Annotated in this window: 16 protein-coding genes; 3 read left to right on the forward strand and 13 right to left on the reverse strand. The window is 62.0% G+C overall.

Features of this window, described 5'->3' with window-relative positions; all coding sequences use genetic code 11:
- Positions 1-2 precede the first annotated feature (2 nt).
- The 9 genes from J7557_RS06630 to J7557_RS06670 form a co-directional block, all read right to left on the reverse strand.
- A complete protein-coding gene (locus J7557_RS06630) occupies positions 3-551 on the reverse strand; it encodes a PadR family transcriptional regulator (protein ID WP_291418580.1) in 549 nt (182 codons plus the stop codon).
- 175 nt (positions 552-726) lie between these two features.
- A complete protein-coding gene (gene cysQ, locus J7557_RS06635; RefSeq protein ID WP_291418582.1) occupies positions 727-1,557 on the reverse strand; it encodes a 3'(2'),5'-bisphosphate nucleotidase CysQ in 831 nt (276 codons plus the stop codon).
- A 145-nt stretch (positions 1,558-1,702) separates the two neighbouring features.
- The gene (locus J7557_RS06640; protein WP_291418584.1) at positions 1,703-2,488 is read right to left on the reverse strand and encodes an SDR family NAD(P)-dependent oxidoreductase; all 786 of its coding nucleotides are present in this window, start codon (positions 2,486-2,488) and stop codon (positions 1,703-1,705) included.
- Positions 2,489-2,571: 83 nt separating this feature from the next.
- Positions 2,572-3,831 carry an AGE family epimerase/isomerase gene (locus tag J7557_RS06645; RefSeq protein ID WP_291418586.1) on the reverse strand — a complete coding sequence of 420 codons (1,260 nt, stop codon included), beginning with the start codon at positions 3,829-3,831 and terminating at the stop codon, positions 2,572-2,574.
- 277 nt (positions 3,832-4,108) lie between these two features.
- Entirely contained in the window at positions 4,109-5,056 is a 948-nt protein-coding gene (locus tag J7557_RS06650; protein WP_291418588.1) for a class 1 fructose-bisphosphatase, read from the reverse strand.
- Positions 5,057-5,138: 82 nt separating this feature from the next.
- Positions 5,139-9,818, reverse strand: coding sequence for an NAD-glutamate dehydrogenase (locus J7557_RS06655; RefSeq protein WP_291418590.1), 4,680 nt, complete (start codon positions 9,816-9,818; stop codon positions 5,139-5,141).
- A 432-nt stretch (positions 9,819-10,250) separates the two neighbouring features.
- Positions 10,251-10,529, reverse strand: a complete 279-nt coding sequence (locus J7557_RS06660; RefSeq protein ID WP_291418592.1) for a hypothetical protein — start codon at positions 10,527-10,529, stop codon at positions 10,251-10,253.
- A gap of 156 nt (positions 10,530-10,685) precedes the next feature.
- Entirely contained in the window at positions 10,686-11,225 is a 540-nt protein-coding gene (locus tag J7557_RS06665; protein WP_291418593.1) for a flavin reductase family protein, read from the reverse strand.
- A gap of 304 nt (positions 11,226-11,529) precedes the next feature.
- Positions 11,530-12,132, reverse strand: coding sequence for a superoxide dismutase (locus tag J7557_RS06670; RefSeq protein WP_291418595.1), 603 nt, complete (start codon positions 12,130-12,132; stop codon positions 11,530-11,532).
- A 174-nt stretch (positions 12,133-12,306) separates the two neighbouring features.
- Between J7557_RS06670 and J7557_RS06675 the strand changes: the two genes are divergently transcribed.
- The 3 genes from J7557_RS06675 (at position 12,307) to J7557_RS06685 (ending at position 13,829) form a co-directional block, all read left to right on the forward strand.
- A complete protein-coding gene (locus J7557_RS06675; RefSeq protein ID WP_291418597.1) occupies positions 12,307-12,912 on the forward strand; it encodes a metalloregulator ArsR/SmtB family transcription factor in 606 nt (201 codons plus the stop codon).
- Positions 12,909-13,400 (forward strand): group III truncated hemoglobin, encoded by a 492-nt coding sequence (locus J7557_RS06680; RefSeq protein WP_291418599.1) that lies wholly within the window; start codon positions 12,909-12,911, stop codon positions 13,398-13,400. The genes J7557_RS06675 and J7557_RS06680 overlap by 4 nt, the downstream gene beginning before the upstream one ends.
- 207 nt (positions 13,401-13,607) lie before the next feature.
- A complete protein-coding gene (locus J7557_RS06685) occupies positions 13,608-13,829 on the forward strand; it encodes a hypothetical protein (RefSeq protein WP_291418601.1) in 222 nt (73 codons plus the stop codon).
- A 133-nt stretch (positions 13,830-13,962) separates the two neighbouring features.
- On the opposite strand, the gene J7557_RS06690 is transcribed toward J7557_RS06685, so the two are convergent.
- The 4 genes from J7557_RS06690 to J7557_RS06705 all read right to left on the reverse strand — a co-directional run bounded on the left by J7557_RS06690 (position 13,963) and on the right by J7557_RS06705 (position 17,893).
- Positions 13,963-14,769: an alpha/beta hydrolase gene (locus J7557_RS06690; protein ID WP_291418603.1), complete on the reverse strand. Its 807-nt coding sequence runs from the start codon at positions 14,767-14,769 to the stop codon at positions 13,963-13,965.
- 119 nt (positions 14,770-14,888) lie between these two features.
- On the reverse strand, positions 14,889-15,830 hold the full coding sequence (locus J7557_RS06695) for a family 43 glycosylhydrolase (protein WP_291418605.1): 942 nt from the start codon (positions 15,828-15,830) through the stop codon (positions 14,889-14,891).
- 117 nt (positions 15,831-15,947) lie between these two features.
- Positions 15,948-16,868: an ABC transporter ATP-binding protein gene (locus tag J7557_RS06700; RefSeq protein WP_291418606.1), complete on the reverse strand. Its 921-nt coding sequence runs from the start codon at positions 16,866-16,868 to the stop codon at positions 15,948-15,950.
- Complete coding sequence (locus tag J7557_RS06705) at positions 16,865-17,893, reverse strand: ABC transporter ATP-binding protein (protein ID WP_291418608.1); 1,029 nt, start codon at positions 17,891-17,893, stop codon at positions 16,865-16,867. Before J7557_RS06705 ends, J7557_RS06700 begins: the two co-directional genes overlap by 4 nt.
- Position 17,894 lies beyond the last annotated feature (1 nt).

Raw genomic sequence — 17,894 nt, forward strand, 5'->3', positions numbered from 1 at the left:
TTTTATTCCGCAGCGTCCTTGCGCTCGTCGGCTCGCGATAAGTTGATCAGTTCGTGCATATGGGTACGCAGATACTTCTCTGCAACGCCCAAAACTTCACGACCGTAATTGAGAACCCAACAATCTGCCGGGCTGCATTCGTGTTCGGACCGCACCTGGTCCAGTTGCTGCCGCTCCGCGGTCAGCCGGTCGAGGTGTTCTTTCACCCGTCCAGCGACCAGATCATGCGGCAGGATGCTGACAAATCGTGCCAGCAGGAGAAACGGACTGCGGAAAACGTCCTCGCCCAGCGGCGCCGACAGTTCCTCGGCAAAAGCCTCGCGGCCCGCATCGGTGATGGCATAGACCTTTCGTGCCGGCTTGCCGTCCTGCGGCACCGTGCGGCTGGTTACGAGGCCATCGTCTTCGAGCTTGGCGAGCGCGGGATAGATCGAGCCAAAACTGGCTTCCACGAAATAGGCAAACTCGCCCTCGGTGCACATGCGACGGATGTCATAACCCGTCGCCTCACCCTCATAGAGCACCGATAGACACAGCGTCCGCACGTTCATCAAGCATAATCCTCCCGGCACTATGCCGGTTCGATATATGCCGGGGCTATATATCTACAACCCCTCCAGCACAAGATTTACGGGGGTGGTGATCGTGCAGATCAGTTAAGCGTCTGTTGCATGTCGCATCACGTCCCCATGCGCGAAATCTATGGGAAAGCACATTGCAGCAGCATTACGCGAGGAGTTCGCGCATTTCTCTTGCCGCCAATTGCGCTAATTCGAGGCTTGCTGCAGCCACAAAATAGGGGTTGAGGAAGCTTAGTTCGTTTTTCCCATAGCGCATCGGGGCGCCGTCCAGTGTTACCACGGCTCCCCCCGCCGCTTCCAGTACCGCCTGGCCCGCCGCGGTGTCCCATTCGCAAGTTGGGGTAAAGCGCGGGTAAAGCTGCGCATCGCCGCGCGCCAGCAAACAGAATTTCAGCGACGAGCCCACCGACACATCGCTTTCGACATCGAGTGTCTGGCAGAGCTTTTCCAGCGCCTCATGGCCGTGCGAGCGGCTGGCAACGATCCGTAGGCGCGCCAACCAGCCCACTCTGGTTTCACGCTTCTCGGTGACGACGCCATCGACCACACGCCCGGTCCAGGCGCCATTGGCATCGCCAACGAAAATTTCGCCAGTCACCGGCGCCAGCACCACGCCCATGGTCGGCCTGCCATGTTCCACGAGCCCGATATTGACGGTGAATTCGCCATTGCGCTTGATGAATTCCTTGGTGCCATCGAGCGGATCAACGATGAAATAGCGCTCGCCCAGCACCGGCACGATCCCCGCGGCAACGCTTTCCTCGCCCAGCACCGGCAGCCCGGTTTGTTTGAGATGCCCGATAATCACTTCTTCGGCCGCCGCATCCGCCTCGGTCACCGGCGACCCGTCCGATTTCGCCACGGCATGGATCGGCCGCGCATAGACATCGAGGATCACAGCCGCCGCCGCGATCGCAGCTTCCACTGCAAGATCGGTAATATCACGCGGAGCAACGAGAACAGAACTATCGGTCATTTGGCCGGCTTTTAGGAAGAAGTCAGGGCGTCTTTACGCCTGTCTCCCTCTTCTGACAATCAATCGAATTGTCGGTTTCATCGTCTCCCTCCCCCTTGTGGGGAGGGATCAAGGGTGGGGGTTCGGCAATCGCCGGATGATTGCCCTATCGCAACAACCCCTGTCCCCCATCGATCCAGATCGGCGTCCCCGTAATATGCCGCGACGCATCCGACACCAGAAACAGCACGACCTCGGCCACATCCCCAGCCTTCCCCGGCTTGCCTCCGCTGATAGGAATGTCGCCGTTCGGAAAGCTCACCGGTATCTCGGTCTTCTCCATCCCGCGCTTTTCGGTGTTCTCGCCAATTTGGCTCTCGATCGACCCCGGACACACCGCATTCACTCTGATCCCGCGCGGCCCTAGTTCCAGCGCCAATTGCTGCGCCATCGCAACCTGCGCCGCCTTGGTCGCCGAATAGGCTGACGCTCCCGGCGTAGTAAACGTCCGCGTCCCATTGATCGACGAGATGATCACCACAGCCCCGCCACCCGCCGCCTCCAGCCGCGGCACCGCATGATGCAGCGTCAGATAGGTCCCGCGCAGATTGACCGTGATGGTCTTATCCCATTCCTCCGGCGTAATCTCCTCGATCGGCGCCCAGACCCCGTTGATCCCCGCATTGGCCACGACGATGTCGAGTTTCCCGAACCGCTCGACCACCAGCGCAATAGCCCGCGCCATATCCTTGTCGTCCGAAATATCCGCCGTGATGCTGATCGCCGTGCCACCCAAACCCTCGATCTCCGCCGCCACAGCGTCAACCTCCGCCTTGGTCCGGCTCAACACCGCCACATTGGCGCCCTCCCGCGCCAGGAGCAGCGCCGTGGCCTTGCCGATGCCAGATCCGGCCCCGGTCACCAATGCGGTTCTGTTCGAAAGGGTCTGCATCCACGCCTCCTTGTATGGAGGCACAACGCAAAGGGCGGCGCAGGGTTGTCCCACGCAGCCCGATTTCTTGAACCGACCAGAGTTTAGCGGATGGTGTGGTCTTGCTCGATGATCGCATGCGTGAGGCTGCCGGTCGCCGGATAGAGCGGGATCAGGCAGGCCTGCAGCGCGTGATAAATATCCGGCTTGCCGACAAACAGCTTCGAAGCCGGCGTCAGGTCCTCTTCCAGTTCGCTCAGCCAGCCGCCGCGCGCGTGGTCGATCACATGGTTCTCGGCATAGTCCCAGAGCTTGCGATACCAGACCTGGAAATAGGCGTCGTTGTCGTGGGCATTGATGTAAGCAGCCGCTCCGATTGCTTCGGCCACCGGCCACCACAGCTTTTCGCGCATGGCCGGCTCGTCGTTCCAGTCGAGCGTATAGAAAAAGCCGCCATGCACCTTGTCCCAGCCGAGCTCGATCGCGCGCTGGAAGAGGTTCCGCGCCGCATCGGTCATCCACGAATGCTGCTTCTGCCCCAAAACCCAGAGCTGATAGAGCAGGCGCGACCATTCGAGCCAATGCCCCGGCGTCGTGCCCGAAGGACGGAACATCTCGTTGGGGTGGCGATAGTTCTTGTCGACCACCCAATACTCGTCAAAATGCTCCGCCACGCGATGATTGAGCTTCACCGCATTCTTGCGAATGATCAGCTCGGCAATGCGCTCAGCCTTCTTGAGATAGGCCTGGTTCCCCGTCGCCTCATAAGCCGCCATCAGCGCCTCGGTGAGGTGCATATTGGAATTCTGGCCGCGATAGCCGCGCACCTCGGTCCAGTCAGCGCTGAATTCTTCGCGCACCGCCCCGACACTGTCGTCCCAGAACCGCTTTTCGATCACCTCGGTCGCATCGGCAATCACCTTGTCGGCCAAGGGATGTCCCACGAGCTTGGCGCTCGACCCGGCCAGCAGCACGAAAGCATGCCCATAAGCCTGCTTGGCCCCATCCGTGACGCCATTGTCATCGAGCGACCAGACATAGCCGCCGCGCTTCTCGTCGCGATGCTTGTTCCAGAGATAGTTCATGCCATGGTCGATGATCTCGTCCGATCCCGGCCGCCCGATCAGGCTCCCCACTACGGCGCAATGGATCATGCGCGTCGTCACATGGATCTGCCGGACCGCATTGTCCTCCCCGAGCGGCATGCCCTCGTCATCGAGCTCAAAGAACCCGCCCTTGGGATTGATCGAGGCCGCTTCGAAAAAGTCGAAGAGATCATTGGCCTGCCGCATCAGATACTGGCGGTGAAAAGGGCGCTTCTGCCAGGGGCTGGCATTGGTCTTGGGCAGAGAATTGTCGCTCATCTTGGCTCCCGTCCGGCGTTAGAATGCCGGACCTCAAGAAGCTTCTAGCCGCACTTTCGCAACGTTGCAATTTTTCCAGCGCCCACCGGCCCCTCCCTCGCCCCTTGAGGGAGAGGGACAGACTTTTCGCGTTCAGCGAAAATCCAGGGTGAGGGGCTTCGAGGCGTCCCGCAGGGCAAATCATGCCAGTGGCATGATTTGAGCCAAGAAGGCCGCGAGAGCTATGCTCGAGTGGCATCCTCCGCAGAGGCGCTTACAATTGGAACGCGAGCCGGATTCACCCCTTCGCGTACCATGTCTCCACCCGCCGCACTTCCTCAGCCGATCCCAAAATCACCGGCACCCTCTGATGAATCCCCGTCGGCTCCACATCCAAAATCCCCTGCCGTCCGGTCGTCGAAAGCCCACCGGCCCCCTCGATCAGCCAGGCCATCGGGTTCGCCTCATAAAGCAGCCGCAACCGACCGCCCTTGCTCACCGTCTCGCTATCGAGCGGATAGAGAAAAATCCCGCCCCGCATCAGAATGCGCAGGATATCGGCCACCATCGAACCCACCCAGCGCATATTGTAGCGCTTGCCGGCAGGCCCGGTTTCCCCGGCAACACTTTCCTTCACATAGCCCAGCGTCGCCGCGTCCCAAAACCGCTCGCGCGCCGTATTGATCGCAAACTCGCCCGTGGTTTCCGGCACCTTTGCCGCCACAACCACCTGCACCCATTCACCCTTGTCATCGAGCGTGAACACCGAAACCGCTCCCGCAATCCGGAGCACGAGGCTCGTCGCCGGCCCATAGGCAACAAACCCGGCCGCCCGCTGCGCGCGCCCCTTCTGCAAGAGCCCGCCCGCACTCGGCAGCACCGAAAAAATCGTGCCCACGGTGACGTTCACATCGAGATTGGAAGACCCGTCCAGCGGATCGGTCGCAACAATGAACGCGCCCTGGTTCTCGAACTGAACAGCATCATCCAGCTCTTCCGAAATCAGCACAGAAACCGCGGTATTCGCCTGCAGATGCTTCAGCACCACGTCATTGGAAATGACATCAAGCGCCTTCTGCGCCTCGCCCTGCACATTGGTGTGCCCCGCCAACCCCGTCTGCCCGGCAATCGGCGCCACCCGCAACACGTCTGCAAGCTCCGCCGAAGCCCCCGCCATGCTCACCACCACACTCCGCAGCGCGGTATCATCGGTCTCGGCAGTAAGCCATTGGGCAAGCGTGGTCATGGGCAACTCCTTGTTGCCCGCCACTGTCGCGATTGAGGCCGGCGGGACAAGACCGACTTTGGTTTAGGGCAGGGGAGAGGGCCTACCCCTCCCGCGCCAAATCCGCCAAGAGACCTGCCGCCACGCTGAGCCGCGACACCGTCGCCGCCCCGCCTGTCAGCTCAGTGACGGCCTTCACGGTCCGCGCGATCCCGGCCTCATGCTGCCCCTGCCAGGCGCCAATATCGCCCGCCTTCAACACGTCCGCCGTCAGGTCGCGCAATGCACGCATCAGATTGGCCAGCGCCCGGTCGAGCGCCATGCGATCAAACCGATCATCGAGCGCGATATTCCGCCCTTCCTCGACAATGCGGAAGAGATCGAACTGACCCGCCGCCCCGAAGAAAGCCTGCGCCGCCGCCTCGATGGAAACCCCGGCGCGTTCCGCCACCAGCACGATATCGCTAGCATTGCCGATGACAGGCAATTCCCCGATCCGCTGCGCCAGTTCCGCGTCGACGCCATGAGCCACAAGCTCCGCAATCCGCCCCGAAAGTGCGTCCCGCTCCTTGTCCGACAACAGGCTCACACCCGCGCCGCGCAGCGTTTCGACGCCCGCCTTGTGCCGGTCCACCAGCGCTGCCACATCGCTCGCCCCGACATTGCCATTGCGCAGGAACCACAGCGCCTCGCGATAGAGCAGGGCTTCCACCTGCGCATAAAGCGAGAGCTGCACCGCCCCTGGCACCTTGTTGTCGAGCGCGTCGATCCCCGCATAAAGCCCGGTCAGACCATAGATATCGCGCACTGCCGCATAGGCGAGCGCCACTTCCCCGGCACTGGCGCTGGTCGCCGCCATCAGTTCGGAAACGAAGGCCGGCCCGCCGCGATTGATCATCGCATTGGCCAGAACCGTCGCGATCACTTCACGCTTCAGCCGATGACCTTCCACGGCCGCCGGATAAGCCTCATGCAGCTTTTGTGGGAAATACCGGAAAAGCTCGCCCGCAAGATAGGCTGTGTCGATGGCCCGCCCCGCAACGAGATCGTCGAACAGCGACAGCTTTGCATAGGCAAGGATGACAGCCAGTTCCGGCCGCGTCAGCCCCTTGCCCTGCGCTGCCCGCGCATCGAGCGCGGCATCGCTGGGCAAAAATTCCACGGCGCGATCCAGCCGCCCGCGCTCTTCAAGCCCTTCAATGAGCACGCGATGATCCGGCAGTTCCGAAGTCCCGGCCCGCTCTGCCAGCGACAGCGCCAGCCCCTGTAGATAATTGTTCCGCAGGCACAAAGCCGCGACTTCATCAGTCATGCTGGCAAGAAACGCAACGCGCGCTTCTTCATCCAGCACTCCCGCTGCTACCACTGGCGCCAGCGCGATCTTGATATTGACCTCGAGGTCCGAAGAATTGACGCCAGCCGAATTGTCGATGGCGTCTGTATTGATCCGCCCACCCTTCAGCGCATAGGCAATGCGCCCGCGCTGGGTCACACCGAGATTAGCGCCTTCGCCCACCACCTTGGCGCGCACCTCGGCGGCCGTGACACGGATCGCATCATTGGCGCGATCGCCCACCGAAGCGTCGTCTTCCTCCGCCGCCTTGATATAGGTGCCGATACCGCCAAACCATAAGAGGTCCACCTGCGCCGACAAAATGGCGCGCATCACCTCGTTCGGCGTCGCGCTAACCTTCTTCAGCCCCAGCACCGCCTGCATTTCATCGCTCAAGGGAATGACCTTGAGGCTGCGCGAAAACACCCCGCCGCCCGCCGAAATCAGGCTCTTGTCATAATCCTGCCAGCTCGAACGGGGCAGGGCAAAAAGCCGCCGTCGCTCGGCCAGACTCACCGCCGCATCCGGCGTCGGATCGATGAAGATATCGCGGTGGTCAAACGCCGCCACAAGCCGGATCTCCGGGCTCAACAACATGCCGTTGCCGAACACGTCGCCGCTCATGTCGCCCACGCCGGCAACGGTAAACGGCTCCGCCTGGATATTGCGATCCATCTCGCGGAAATGCCGTTTTACGGCTTCCCAGCCGCCGCGCGCGGTAATGGCCATCTTCTTGTGGTCATAGCCGACCGAGCCGCCCGAAGCGAAAGCATCGCCCAGCCAGAAGCCGCGCGAGATGGCAATGGCATTGGCCGTGTCCGAAAAACTCGCGGTGCCCTTGTCCGCCGCCACCACGAGATAGGGATCATCCCCATCCCGCCGCATCGTATCGGTCGGCGGCACCACCTCGCCATTGATGAGATTATCGGTCACATCCAGCAGCGAGCCGATGAAGATCTTGTAGCTCTCGGTGCCTTCCGCCATGAACGCATCGCGCGGCATCCCGGCCACGAGCCGCTTGGGCACAAAACCACCCTTGGCTCCCACCGGCACGATCACCGCGTTCTTGACCTGTTGCGCCTTCACCAGCCCCAGAACTTCCGTGCGGAAATCCTCCGGCCGGTCCGACCAGCGCAGGCCTCCGCGCGCAATGGCGCCGAAGCGCAGGTGAATACCCTCAACCCGCGGCGAATAGACCGAAATCTCGCGATAGGGCCGGGGCGCCACCATGCCTTCCACCTTGGCGCTATCATACTTGATCGCCAAAGCCGGCCGCCGCTGCCCGTTCCCATCCCGCTGGAACGAATTGGTCCGCAACGACGCATCGACCAGATTAAGGAACCGCCGGATGATCGTGTCTTCATCGAGCGAAGCCGTCGCCTCCAACTGCGCCGCAATAGTGTCCCGCGCCGCCGCCTCGGCCATGCCGCGGCTTTCGAGTTTTGGGTCATGCAGCGCCGCAAACAGCGTCACCAGCGCCTTGGCCGCCTCCGCCTGCGTCACCAGCACCTGCGCAATATAGCGCTGCGAATAGGAAATCCCGATCTGCCGGAGATAGCGCGAGAACGAGCGCAACAGCGCCGCATCGGTCCAGTCGAGCCCGGCCAGCGTCACCAGCGTATTGAGTTGATCGCTCTCCGCCGCCCCGGCCCACACGGCCAAGAGGCCCGCCTCGATCGCCCCGCCCCGCGTCGCCACATCCAGCTCCGCTCCATTGCTCGGCGCCAAAACCATGTCGTGGATAAACCGTTCCACCCCGTCGCGCGGCACCAGCGTATAAGTGCGCTCGTCGATCACGTTGAACCCAAAATGCTCGAGCATGGGCACGCGGTCGCTCAGCGGAATAGCCCCGCCCTTGGCATAAAACTTCAGCCCCAGCGCACCCTCGGCGCCCTGCCGCGCCCGCAGCTTCAGCGCAATCCCGCCCTCGGTGACTCCGCGCAACACCGCAATATCGCCCAGCGCATCCTCGGCCGAATTTCGCGACTGATAGGCCTGCGAAAACGCGGATCGATAGTCGCTGATCTCCGCCGGATCGGGCGCCGCCTTCTGCAGCAGGTCCGAAAAATCCTGCGTCAGCGCTTCGACGCGACTCTCCAGTTCCGTCCGGCTCGGATTGGGCGTCACGCCCCCCAGCCGCCCGATGATCACATGCAGCCGAACGAGATCGCCTTCGGGGAAATTCGGATAATAAGCCGAAACGCGCCCGTCATAGACCTCGGCGAGATAGCGGGTGATCCGCGCCCGCACATCGCCGTCATAGCGATCGCGCGGCACGAAAACCAGGATCGAAACAAAATTGTCGAACCGGTCGATACGGGGAAGTACCCGCACGCGCGGCCGATCATAAAGCGCCGCAATCGCCTCGGAAAACTCGGCCAAGAGCCCGGTATCGATCTGGAACATCTCGTCGCGCGGATAAGAATCGAGCGCACTCAGCAGCGCCCGCCCGGCATGCCCAAGCGGATCAAGCCCGCTCTTGCGCATCACCTCGGCCACCTTGCGCCTGATAACAGGCACATCGGTATGCGGCGTCGCCAAGGCTTGCGCGGTAAAGAGGCCCACCACGCGCAACTCCCCGCGCACATTGCCCGCGGCGTCGTAAAGCTTCACCCCGACATAATCGAGATGCACGCGCCGATGCACACGCGCCCGCACATTGGCCTTGGTCACCAGCAGCGGTTCGCTGGTCTTGAGGAAAGCCACCAGCTCCGGCGTACTGTCCACATAGGCCTGGCCCGTCCGCAGAACCTTCAGTCCTGCATCGCGCAAGATGCCGAGCCCGGTCTCGCCCTCCGGCACCAGCATCTCGTCCTCCAGCCGATATTCGCGCATGCCGAGGAACGTAAAATTATGCTCGGTCAGCCAGTCAAGAAAGCGCACGGGCTCGTCGCGTAGCGCCGGTTTCAGCCCATCGAGCCCAGCCATTGCCCCCCGCAAGCGGTCGAGCATGGCCCGCCAGTCGTTCACGGCATTCGCCACTTCGGCCAGCGTCTCGGCGATTTCTATCCGCAGCGCCTCGCGGTCGGCCACCGGCTCACTATGGATATGCAGCACGCTGATCGCTGCGCCACCATTGTCGGTGACCTGCCCCTGGTTCACCCGCACGACCGGATGAGAGAAAAGGCGGATAGCCCCGCCCATCGCGCGCAGCGCCGCGAGCGTTGAATCGACGATAAAGGGCATGTCGGGTGAAATGACATCGATCACCAGCGCATCGCCCGCCTTGGCCGGCGGGGTCAGCAGAATGCGCGTATCGCTAAGGGAGCCGGCAAATAGCGCCTTGTGGCTGGCTTCGAGCGCGGCCAGCAGAACCTCGGGCTTCTGGCGCGCCAGATCATCGGGATCGGTCGCCTTGATCGCTTCGATCAGGAAGCGCTCGAGGCTCGCATTGCCCTTCGCCAAAGCCGATGCAGCCTCGATAAAAGCCCAGCTCCGTTCGTCCGTCATATACCGCCCCCCTTAGAGCGCTTTCGGTCGGTCCGGGCGCTGCTTCGTGCCGAAGCCAGACGCCGGTTGCCGAAGTGATTTGCCCTGCACTCTATCAGGCCTGCCCGGCCTGTCTGCCCTTCCTAAGTTTCATGCCCCAATGACCGAACAGCAGTGTGACGACCGAAAAATTTCACAAAACTGCCACATTCGGGCAAAGCGTTTCCGACTCGTGCCAGCCTGCGCAGCGTTTACCTCTTGTTAATCTCGATTGATCTGGTAGTCTTTGAGGGTACTGCGATGAGGCCCCCATGCCCAACGTCTATCTGATGGTTTCCTACGCGGCATTGGCCGCAGCCCTGATCTTGGGCTTCGTGGTCACCGCCCACGGGATGCCGCTATTTCTCTAAAATAGTCCGGGCGCAAAGCCTGGCTCCAATAGGCCGACCGGTCCTAGTGCACGCTGACGGGCGTGACGGGGTTCGCCGGCCCTTCGCCGATTTTCGGCCCTTCCCAGAACACCACATAAAGCAGCTCTTCGCCGCGCGCGTCGGTGATTTCGATAGTCCGTGGCGCCCGCGTCTCGCCGCCTTCGCCAGCCAGCTTGTCGATGATCGCCTTGCCGATCTCGGCGGCCTGCTGCTCGGCGGCGTCGAGGTCTGCCAATTCGCTGCCCGCTTCGTCGCGGACCAGTTCTTCATCGGTGCGGTAGTGAAAAAAATAACGCGGCACATCTGCCTCCTGGACGCTTGGCAAACTCAGGTCTTCCGGCCGCGGTTGCCCCATCCAGACTGAATCAGGAAAACGATTGCAGTGTGGCACCAAAGCTTGCCGCCCGAAAGTGGTTGCCGGTTTCTGGACAAAAGACACGCTCAACAATGCGTCGTGTCAGTCGATGCCAGAAAGCGCGTGATAGCCATGGCGCTGCCAGAGCAGGGGGCGCCGCTCCTCATAAGAATCCGACTCGATGATCGCCCCGGCAAACAGCACATGCGTCCCCGTTTCAATCGAGCCGATCACTTCGCAATCGATCGCCGTCACCGCCCCTTTCAGCAGTGGCTGCCCCGACGGCCAGCGCGACCATTGGCCAAGATCGAACCGCGCGTCATGCGGCACCTTGCCGGCAAAGGCATCGGCAATCTCGATCTGGTCTTCCGCCAGCACCGCCATGGAAAATCCACCCGTCTTGGCGATGAAATCGGCCAGCCGGCTGACAATGTCGATTGAAACCAAGACGGACGGCGGATTGGCTGAAAGCGACAATACGGCTGTCACCGTCCGCCCCACCATCTCGTCGCCCCGCCGCGCCGTCACCACGGACACGCTGGAAGCCACAGACGACATGGCGGCACGAAACTCCGAGGTATTCACCACAGGGTTCCGGGTCGGGCGCAGCGCCATGGTGTCCGGCATTTCAAAATCAGCCATTACGCTACTCAAGGACGCATCCACCTTGGCACGCGCTGCGCGCCGGGCGAACTGCTGAAAGTCAATAATCACGCAATCCGGTCGCAAGGCGCAATCCATCCACCGCATCGCATTTCAGAAATCGGAGAGAACATAGGGCGACGTGCCGCCACCTGCATGACACCGCACCTCCAACCGTCGTCATTGCCGGGCTTGTCCCGGCAATGCGTCTCGGGGAGCCGCCATCCCTACGGATGGCGTGGACCATCGGGACAAGCCCGGTGGTGACGACCGTCAGTGTGTGCGGTGGCCTATCACTCCAGCCTCAGCCCAAATTCGCCTCGGCAAACTCATAGTTCGCCAGCTTGTCCAAAAAGTTCGTCACATAGTCCGGACGACGATTGCGGAAATCGACATAGTAGGAGTGCTCCCACACATCGAGACCCAGCAGCACCTTGCCTTCGCCAGTAGCGATCGGGTTCGAACCATTCGGCGTCTTCGTAGCCTTCAGCTTGCCGTCATTGCCCAGCACCAGCCAAGCCCAGCCCGAACCAAACTGCGTCGTCGCCGCGGTTTTGAACGCGTCCTTGAACGCATCAACCGAACCAAAGTCCTCGACGATCTTGGCTTCTAGTTTCCCCGGCAGCTTGCCACCCGTCGGCGTCAGCGCGTTCCAAAAGTGAATGTGGTTCCAGTGCTGCCCAGCATTGTTGAACACCGGCGCGAGGTCGGCCTTGTCCTTGGCAAACAGCACGATCTCTTCAAGGCTCTTGCCCTGCAGGTCCGCGTTCTTCTCAACAAAACCGTTCAGCGCCGTCACATAGGCCTGGTGGTGCTTGCCGTGGTGCAGCTCCAGCGTCTCTTGGCTCATGCCGGCACCAGCCAGCGCATTGGTGGAATAGGGCAGGGTAGGGAGTTCAAAGGCCATTTCGGGGCTCCTTCAAAAGCGCTTCCGAGAACCAGAAACGCGACCGGCTTGCCATTGTTGGCCATCCGGAGTATTTTCCAAGCAATGACTTTGAAAACCCATTCCACGAATATGTCAAGTTCGGACTTGGAAAATTACGCCTGGTCGCCGCGGAGCCCCGGCGAGCGGGTGCTCATGGCTCTGAAAATGCGCAATGGCCTCTCCTCGTCCGCCATCGGCGAACAGTTGGGGATCACCGGCGAAGCTGCGCGCCAACAATTGCTGCGCCTCGCGCAGGACGGCCTCGTCACCTCCGAGAACATCTCCGCCGGCGTCGGCCGCCCCACTCAAGCCTGGTCGCTCACGGCGGCTGCGCAGTCGCGCTTCCCAGACACGCACGCGGCGCTCACCGTCCAACTCCTTGACCTCATCGGCTCGACCCTCGGTGAAGGCGCGCTCGACACCATCATCACCGCCCGCGAAACCCTCACCCGCGAAGCCTATGAGGGCGCCGTATCGGACAAGTCGGACCTGAAAGACCGCGTCGCCGCCCTCGTCGATCTGCGCAGCCGCGAAGGCTACATGGCAGATTGGAACGAACAGCCCGACGGCTCGCTGCTTCTCGTCGAAAACCACTGTCCCATCTGCGCTGCGGCCACTGCATGCCAGGGCTTCTGCCGCGCCGAGCTGGAAGTCTTCCGCGCCGTCCTCGGCCCCGATGTAAATGTCGAGCGCGAAGACCATATCGTCAGTGGCGGCCGCCGCTGCTCCTATCGCATTACCCCCGAGTCCGCCTCATGACCGAACCCCGCCCCCCCGTCGGCACGCGCCTCACCCGCATTGGCTGGGAAACCCCCGAAGGCCTCGACGAAGCCCTCATCCAACAGGTCGTCAACGAATTCTACGCCGCCGCCCGCCAGGACGCCGTCATCGGCCCGGTTTTCAATCGTGTCATCCCCGAAGCCGATTGGCCGGCCCACCTCGCCACCATCGCCGATTTCTGGAGCTCCATGCTGCTCGGCACCGGCAAATACGGTGGCCGTCCCATGCCAAAACACATGGCCATTCCCGAGCTTGAAGACGCCCACTTCATGCGCTGGCTGCGCCTCTTCCGCGAGACCGTGACGCGCCTCTGCGCGCCAGAAATCGCCGAAATCTTCATCGAGCGCTCCGAACGCATCGGCAATTCCTTCCGCATGAACATCGCCATGCGCCGCGGCAACGACATCACCACCATGGGCCCGCTCAAACGCGAACCGCCCGCCGTCTGGAAGCCGGATAATTCCTGATCTCAAATCCCGGCGGATCGTCACCGGCCCCTGCCTAAAACTCGATTGTCACCCCGGCGAAGGCCGGGGCTCATCTTGATATCCGTGGATGGGTCCTGGCCTGCGCCTGGGTGACAGTCCGTGGTTCTCTAACCACCCGCCAACACACCCCCCTGACGACACCCAAGTTTCGGCGTATCCTTCCCCAAAAGGGAAGGAGTATCTGTCATGGCAACATTGGTCCGGCTGACCCAGGAACAGATCGAGCGATTGCTCGACGACGCCGACGACATGGAACGCGCCCTCAAGGACATGCACGAGGAGCTGATCACCCTCGGCGTCCCCAACGACACCGCCACCCGCTTCAGCAAACTCCACGACCGCTTCAGCGGCTGGATCGGCTTCCTCCGCCGCCAACGCGAACTCGGCTCTGAGCCGCCAGCGCAGTAGCGCCTACGAACACAAGGCTATCCCCGCCGTCGTCATTGCCGGGCTTGTCCCGGCAATCCATCTCGCCCCCGCATGGGGCTACCGGGGCAAGCCCGGTGGTGACGAGCGACAAATAGACGTCGCTAAACCCCACCTAATCATCCAACCCCTCCAAAAACTCCAGCACCACCCCATTGAACAGCGCCGGCCACTGCACCGGCGCAAAGTGGCTCACGCCGGCCATCTCGACATACCGCCCCCCCGGCACAGTCTCGGCGATATATCGCGCATGCTCGGCCCGAATGAACTCATCCCGCTCCGCCTGCGCCACCGTCACCGGCACCTCAATCTTCCTCAAATCCTCCGCCAAATAATCCGGTTGGCTCCCTTGCATCACCTGCAGTTTTGCACTCATCTCGTCGAACCGCTCCGGATGCGGTGACAGCGCCGCATAATCCTTCTGATGCCGCGCCAAACACTTCCCGATCGTGTCGGTAAACTCAAACGGCAGCGTCCCACTCGGATCGACATTGCAGGCAAAGAAAAACACCCCGGCCACGCGCTCCGGCGCCGCCTTGGCCATGGCAAGGCCCGTACAAGCCCCATCGCTCCACCCGACGACGGCCACGCTGTCGACCTCCAGCCGATCCAGCACCGCAAAGGCATCCTCGGCAAATTGGCCATAGGAAAACGCCCCGCCATCCCAAGAACTGCGCCCGTGCCCCCGACTATCGATCACCACGACGCGATAACCCGCCTCGATCAGCGCCGGCACTTGAAAGCCAAAATTGTTGGAATTCCCCATGCCGCCATGCAGCAAAAGCACCGCGGGCCCCTCGCCAAAACTGGCGAACCACACGCGCGCACCGTCGCGCTCCAGCGTCTCGCCCCCTGCCGGCAGGGCAGGGGGACCGTTCTGTGCAAAAAGGTCGAGGCCGTCGTCCTGGAAAGTGTTTTCCATCATGTCCCTCCATCTGTGACACCGCCGCGACGAGTGCACAAAACAGCTTTCGACTAACGCGTGTCTCCTGAAAGTAGTGACCGGTTCAGGACAAAGACATGCGCTTTATCGGAGAGACTTTATCGCAGAAGCGGCAGGTCTACCGGAATATCGCGTTCGAGCACCAGCACGCCGTCCTGCACGGTCAGCCGCCCATGATGGATCACCGTCGCCCGCGACCGCGCATCCGGCGGCCCTTCCTTGTGCCCCAGCTCGTCCCATTCGGGATGTGTGAAGTAGTAGAGCGCCCCATGATCGCCGACCACGACCACCTGAGCATGGCGCATGAACTTGCGATCCAGCGCATCCGCACCCGGCTCACCGCCGACAATCCCCTGTCGCACCCAGTTCTTCGTATCGTCTGAGCGATAAACGGCCTGGCCCCGCCATTCATCGACGATCAGCCAGTAAAACCCGCCGAGCCGAAATACATTCGGTCCCTCATGCGGCGGCGCATCCGGCGATCCCGGCAGCACCAGCCCTTCGAGTTTCCAGTCGAACATATCCGTGCTGGTCGCGCTCCAGGTGCTCGATCCCTGGCCCTCGTCCTTGTACCACATGCGCCAAAGCCCATCCGGGCTTTTGAAAACGCAGGCATCGATGCAGTTCGTGCTCGACAGCGTCAGCGGCCCCACCCGCGTCCAGTTTTCGAGATCATCGCTGACAAAATGCGTGATCGTCCGCGGCACTTTCCAATGCGTCGGCACCCCGGTGATATAGCTGAGGAACATGTGATACCGCCCCTCGGCAAAGATCACCTCCGGCGCCCAATGGGTATTGAGCCCAAGATCCCCCGGCGCATCGAGCCCCTTTACGGTGTCCCGATAGTGCCAGCTCGCCCCATCATCGGTCGAAACCGCGATTCCAATCGGCGATCCGTGGATCCACGAAAACCCCTCGCCCCCGGCCGCAGCCCGGCGATTGGTATAAAACATCCACCACTCATTGGTGCCTTCCCGCCGGATCACCGTCGGATCGGCCGCCCCATCCTCGATGGGATCACGAAAGATCGGCGCGCTCATAATCTCTCCACTCGCTCGGTTTTCCCCTCGCCCCTTGCGGGAGAGGGACAGACTTTTCGCGTTCAGCGAAAAGTCAGGGTGAGGGGTTCTCTCCTCCGCAGGGTGCTGCTGGTGGGCCTAAACGCCCGCGTAAACCCGCACTTCCCGCCCATCGGGCTTGGTCACAAGCTTCCCCGCCTGTCCCACCAGATCGCCCGCCGCCTTCACCATCTCCGGATCGGTCGCGAGCTTCCCGTCCCCTGCATCGTCGGTAGACAGCACCGAAGCCTTCAGCAGCTTCGAATAGGGATGCTGCGGATTATCCAGCACCGTCCGCGCATCGCCCATCTCAACAATCCGCCCGCGCTGCATGATGATCAGCCGGTTGGAAATGTAATAGGCCGTCGCCAGGTCATGCGTGATGTAGATGACCGACACCTTCAGGTCATCCCGCAGGCTCTTGAGCAGGTTGACGATGCTCATCCGCAGCGATGCGTCCACCATCGACACCGGCTCGTCGGCAATCAGCAGCGGCGGATTGGGGATCAGCGCCCGCGCAATGGCGCAGCGCTGCAATTGCCCGCCGCTCATCTCATGCGGAAACCGCCCGCGAACCTCTTTAAGGCTCAACCCCACCTTCTGCAGCGCCTCGTCCATGGCCCGGTCGATCGCCGCCCTGTCCGAAGTCTGCAAAAACCGCCGCGCCGTGCTTTCGAGATACCGCTCGACTTTCTTCAGCGGATTGAACGCCTCAAACGGGTTCTGAAACACCGGCTGCACCTGGCTCATGAAAGCCAGTTTTTCCGCCCGCCCGCCATACCGCGATACCCTCTTCCCGCGAAACAGGATTTCTCCCTCGCTCGGGTCTTCCAGCCCCAAAATCATCCGCGCCAGCGTCGTCTTGCCCGACCCGCTCTCCCCGATAATTGTGAAAATCTCGGGGTTCTCCGCCGAGAGCGAAAAACTCGCATCCATCACCGCATCAACGGTCTTCCGCCCAAAGATCCCGCCCATGGTGAAACGCTTGGATACGTCGCGCACATCGAGAAGCGTCGTCATGCCATCACTCCCGATGGTGCACTGGCCCCAACCAGCGGTTTCACGTCCTGCCAGCGCCAGCAGGCAGTCCGATGGTCCGGTCCCACCTGTTCCATCGGCGGCACGTCCTGGCGGCATTTATCCACGGCCAAGGGGCAACGCGGATGGAACCGGCACCCCTGCGGTGGATCAGCCAGGTTCGGCGGCCGCCCTTCGAGCGCCGGTCGCTGCTTCACGTCGCCAATGCGCGGCAAGCTCGCCACCAGATGCGCCGTATAGGGATGCTTGGGCGCAAAAAACATGTCCCGCGTCGGCCCCTCTTCGACAAGCCGCCCCGCATAAATAATGCCCACCCGGTCAGCCACATTCGCATGCACGCTCATGTCATGCGTCACGAACACCACGGCCGCGTTCATCTCCTTCTGGATGTCGCGGATAAGGCTCAGCACCTCTTTCTGCACCACCACGTCGAGCGCCGTCGTCGGCTCGTCGGCAATGATGAATTCGGGATGGCACACCGTCGCGAGCCCGATGGTCACGCGCTGCCGCATGCCCCCAGACAGTTCATGCGGATAGGCCTTCAACACATCCGGCGGCAGCTTCAACCGTGCCAGATGCGCAATCACCCGGTCTTCAAATGCCTTGCCCGTCAGCCCCATCGGCCGCGAGGCGAAATCATGAAAGGTCCGTCCGATGCGCCGCACCGGGTTAAGCACGCTCATCGAGCCCTGCATGATGTAGCTCAGGTGCTTCCAGCGCACCGCCTCGATCTGCTTGGGCGTCGCGGTGGCGACATCGATCGGCCCATTCTTGAAATCGAACTTGACCGATCCTTCGACCACCTTCAGCGGTGGCCTGATCGCGGCGGCCAGCACCTTGATGAAGCTGGTCTTGCCCGAAGAACTTTCCCCGGCAATACCATAGACCTCGCCCTTGCGCACGGTCATGGTGATCCCGTCGACCGCCCGAACCTCCCGGCTCACGCCAAAGTAGTTCATCTGGTAATAGGCCTTCAGGCCTTCGACTTTAACGATATCCTCAGCCATG

Source organism: Devosia sp. (assembly GCF_017744655.1).
Classification (GTDB): Bacteria; Pseudomonadota; Alphaproteobacteria; order Rhizobiales; family Devosiaceae; genus Devosia.

Coding starts and splice junctions, on each gene's coding strand:
- J7557_RS06630 (WP_291418580.1), bottom strand. CDS start 551: ATGAACGTGCGGACGCTGTGTCTATCGGTGCTCTATGAGGGTGAGGCG.
- cysQ (WP_291418582.1), bottom strand. CDS start 1,557: ATGACCGATAGTTCTGTTCTCGTTGCTCCGCGTGATATTACCGATCTT.
- J7557_RS06640 (WP_291418584.1), bottom strand. CDS start 2,488: ATGCAGACCCTTTCGAACAGAACCGCATTGGTGACCGGGGCCGGATCT.
- J7557_RS06645 (WP_291418586.1), bottom strand. CDS start 3,831: ATGAGCGACAATTCTCTGCCCAAGACCAATGCCAGCCCCTGGCAGAAG.
- J7557_RS06650 (WP_291418588.1), bottom strand. CDS start 5,056: ATGACCACGCTTGCCCAATGGCTTACTGCCGAGACCGATGATACCGCG.
- J7557_RS06655 (WP_291418590.1), bottom strand. CDS start 9,818: ATGACGGACGAACGGAGCTGGGCTTTTATCGAGGCTGCATCGGCTTTG.
- J7557_RS06665 (WP_291418593.1), bottom strand. CDS start 11,225: ATGGCTGATTTTGAAATGCCGGACACCATGGCGCTGCGCCCGACCCGG.
- J7557_RS06670 (WP_291418595.1), bottom strand. CDS start 12,132: ATGGCCTTTGAACTCCCTACCCTGCCCTATTCCACCAATGCGCTGGCT.
- J7557_RS06675 (WP_291418597.1), top strand. CDS start 12,307: ATGGCTCTGAAAATGCGCAATGGCCTCTCCTCGTCCGCCATCGGCGAA.
- J7557_RS06680 (WP_291418599.1), top strand. CDS start 12,909: ATGACCGAACCCCGCCCCCCCGTCGGCACGCGCCTCACCCGCATTGGC.
- J7557_RS06685 (WP_291418601.1), top strand. CDS start 13,608: ATGGCAACATTGGTCCGGCTGACCCAGGAACAGATCGAGCGATTGCTC.
- J7557_RS06690 (WP_291418603.1), bottom strand. CDS start 14,769: ATGGAAAACACTTTCCAGGACGACGGCCTCGACCTTTTTGCACAGAAC.
- J7557_RS06695 (WP_291418605.1), bottom strand. CDS start 15,830: ATGAGCGCGCCGATCTTTCGTGATCCCATCGAGGATGGGGCGGCCGAT.
- J7557_RS06700 (WP_291418606.1), bottom strand. CDS start 16,868: ATGACGACGCTTCTCGATGTGCGCGACGTATCCAAGCGTTTCACCATG.
- J7557_RS06705 (WP_291418608.1), bottom strand. CDS start 17,893: ATGGCTGAGGATATCGTTAAAGTCGAAGGCCTGAAGGCCTATTACCAG.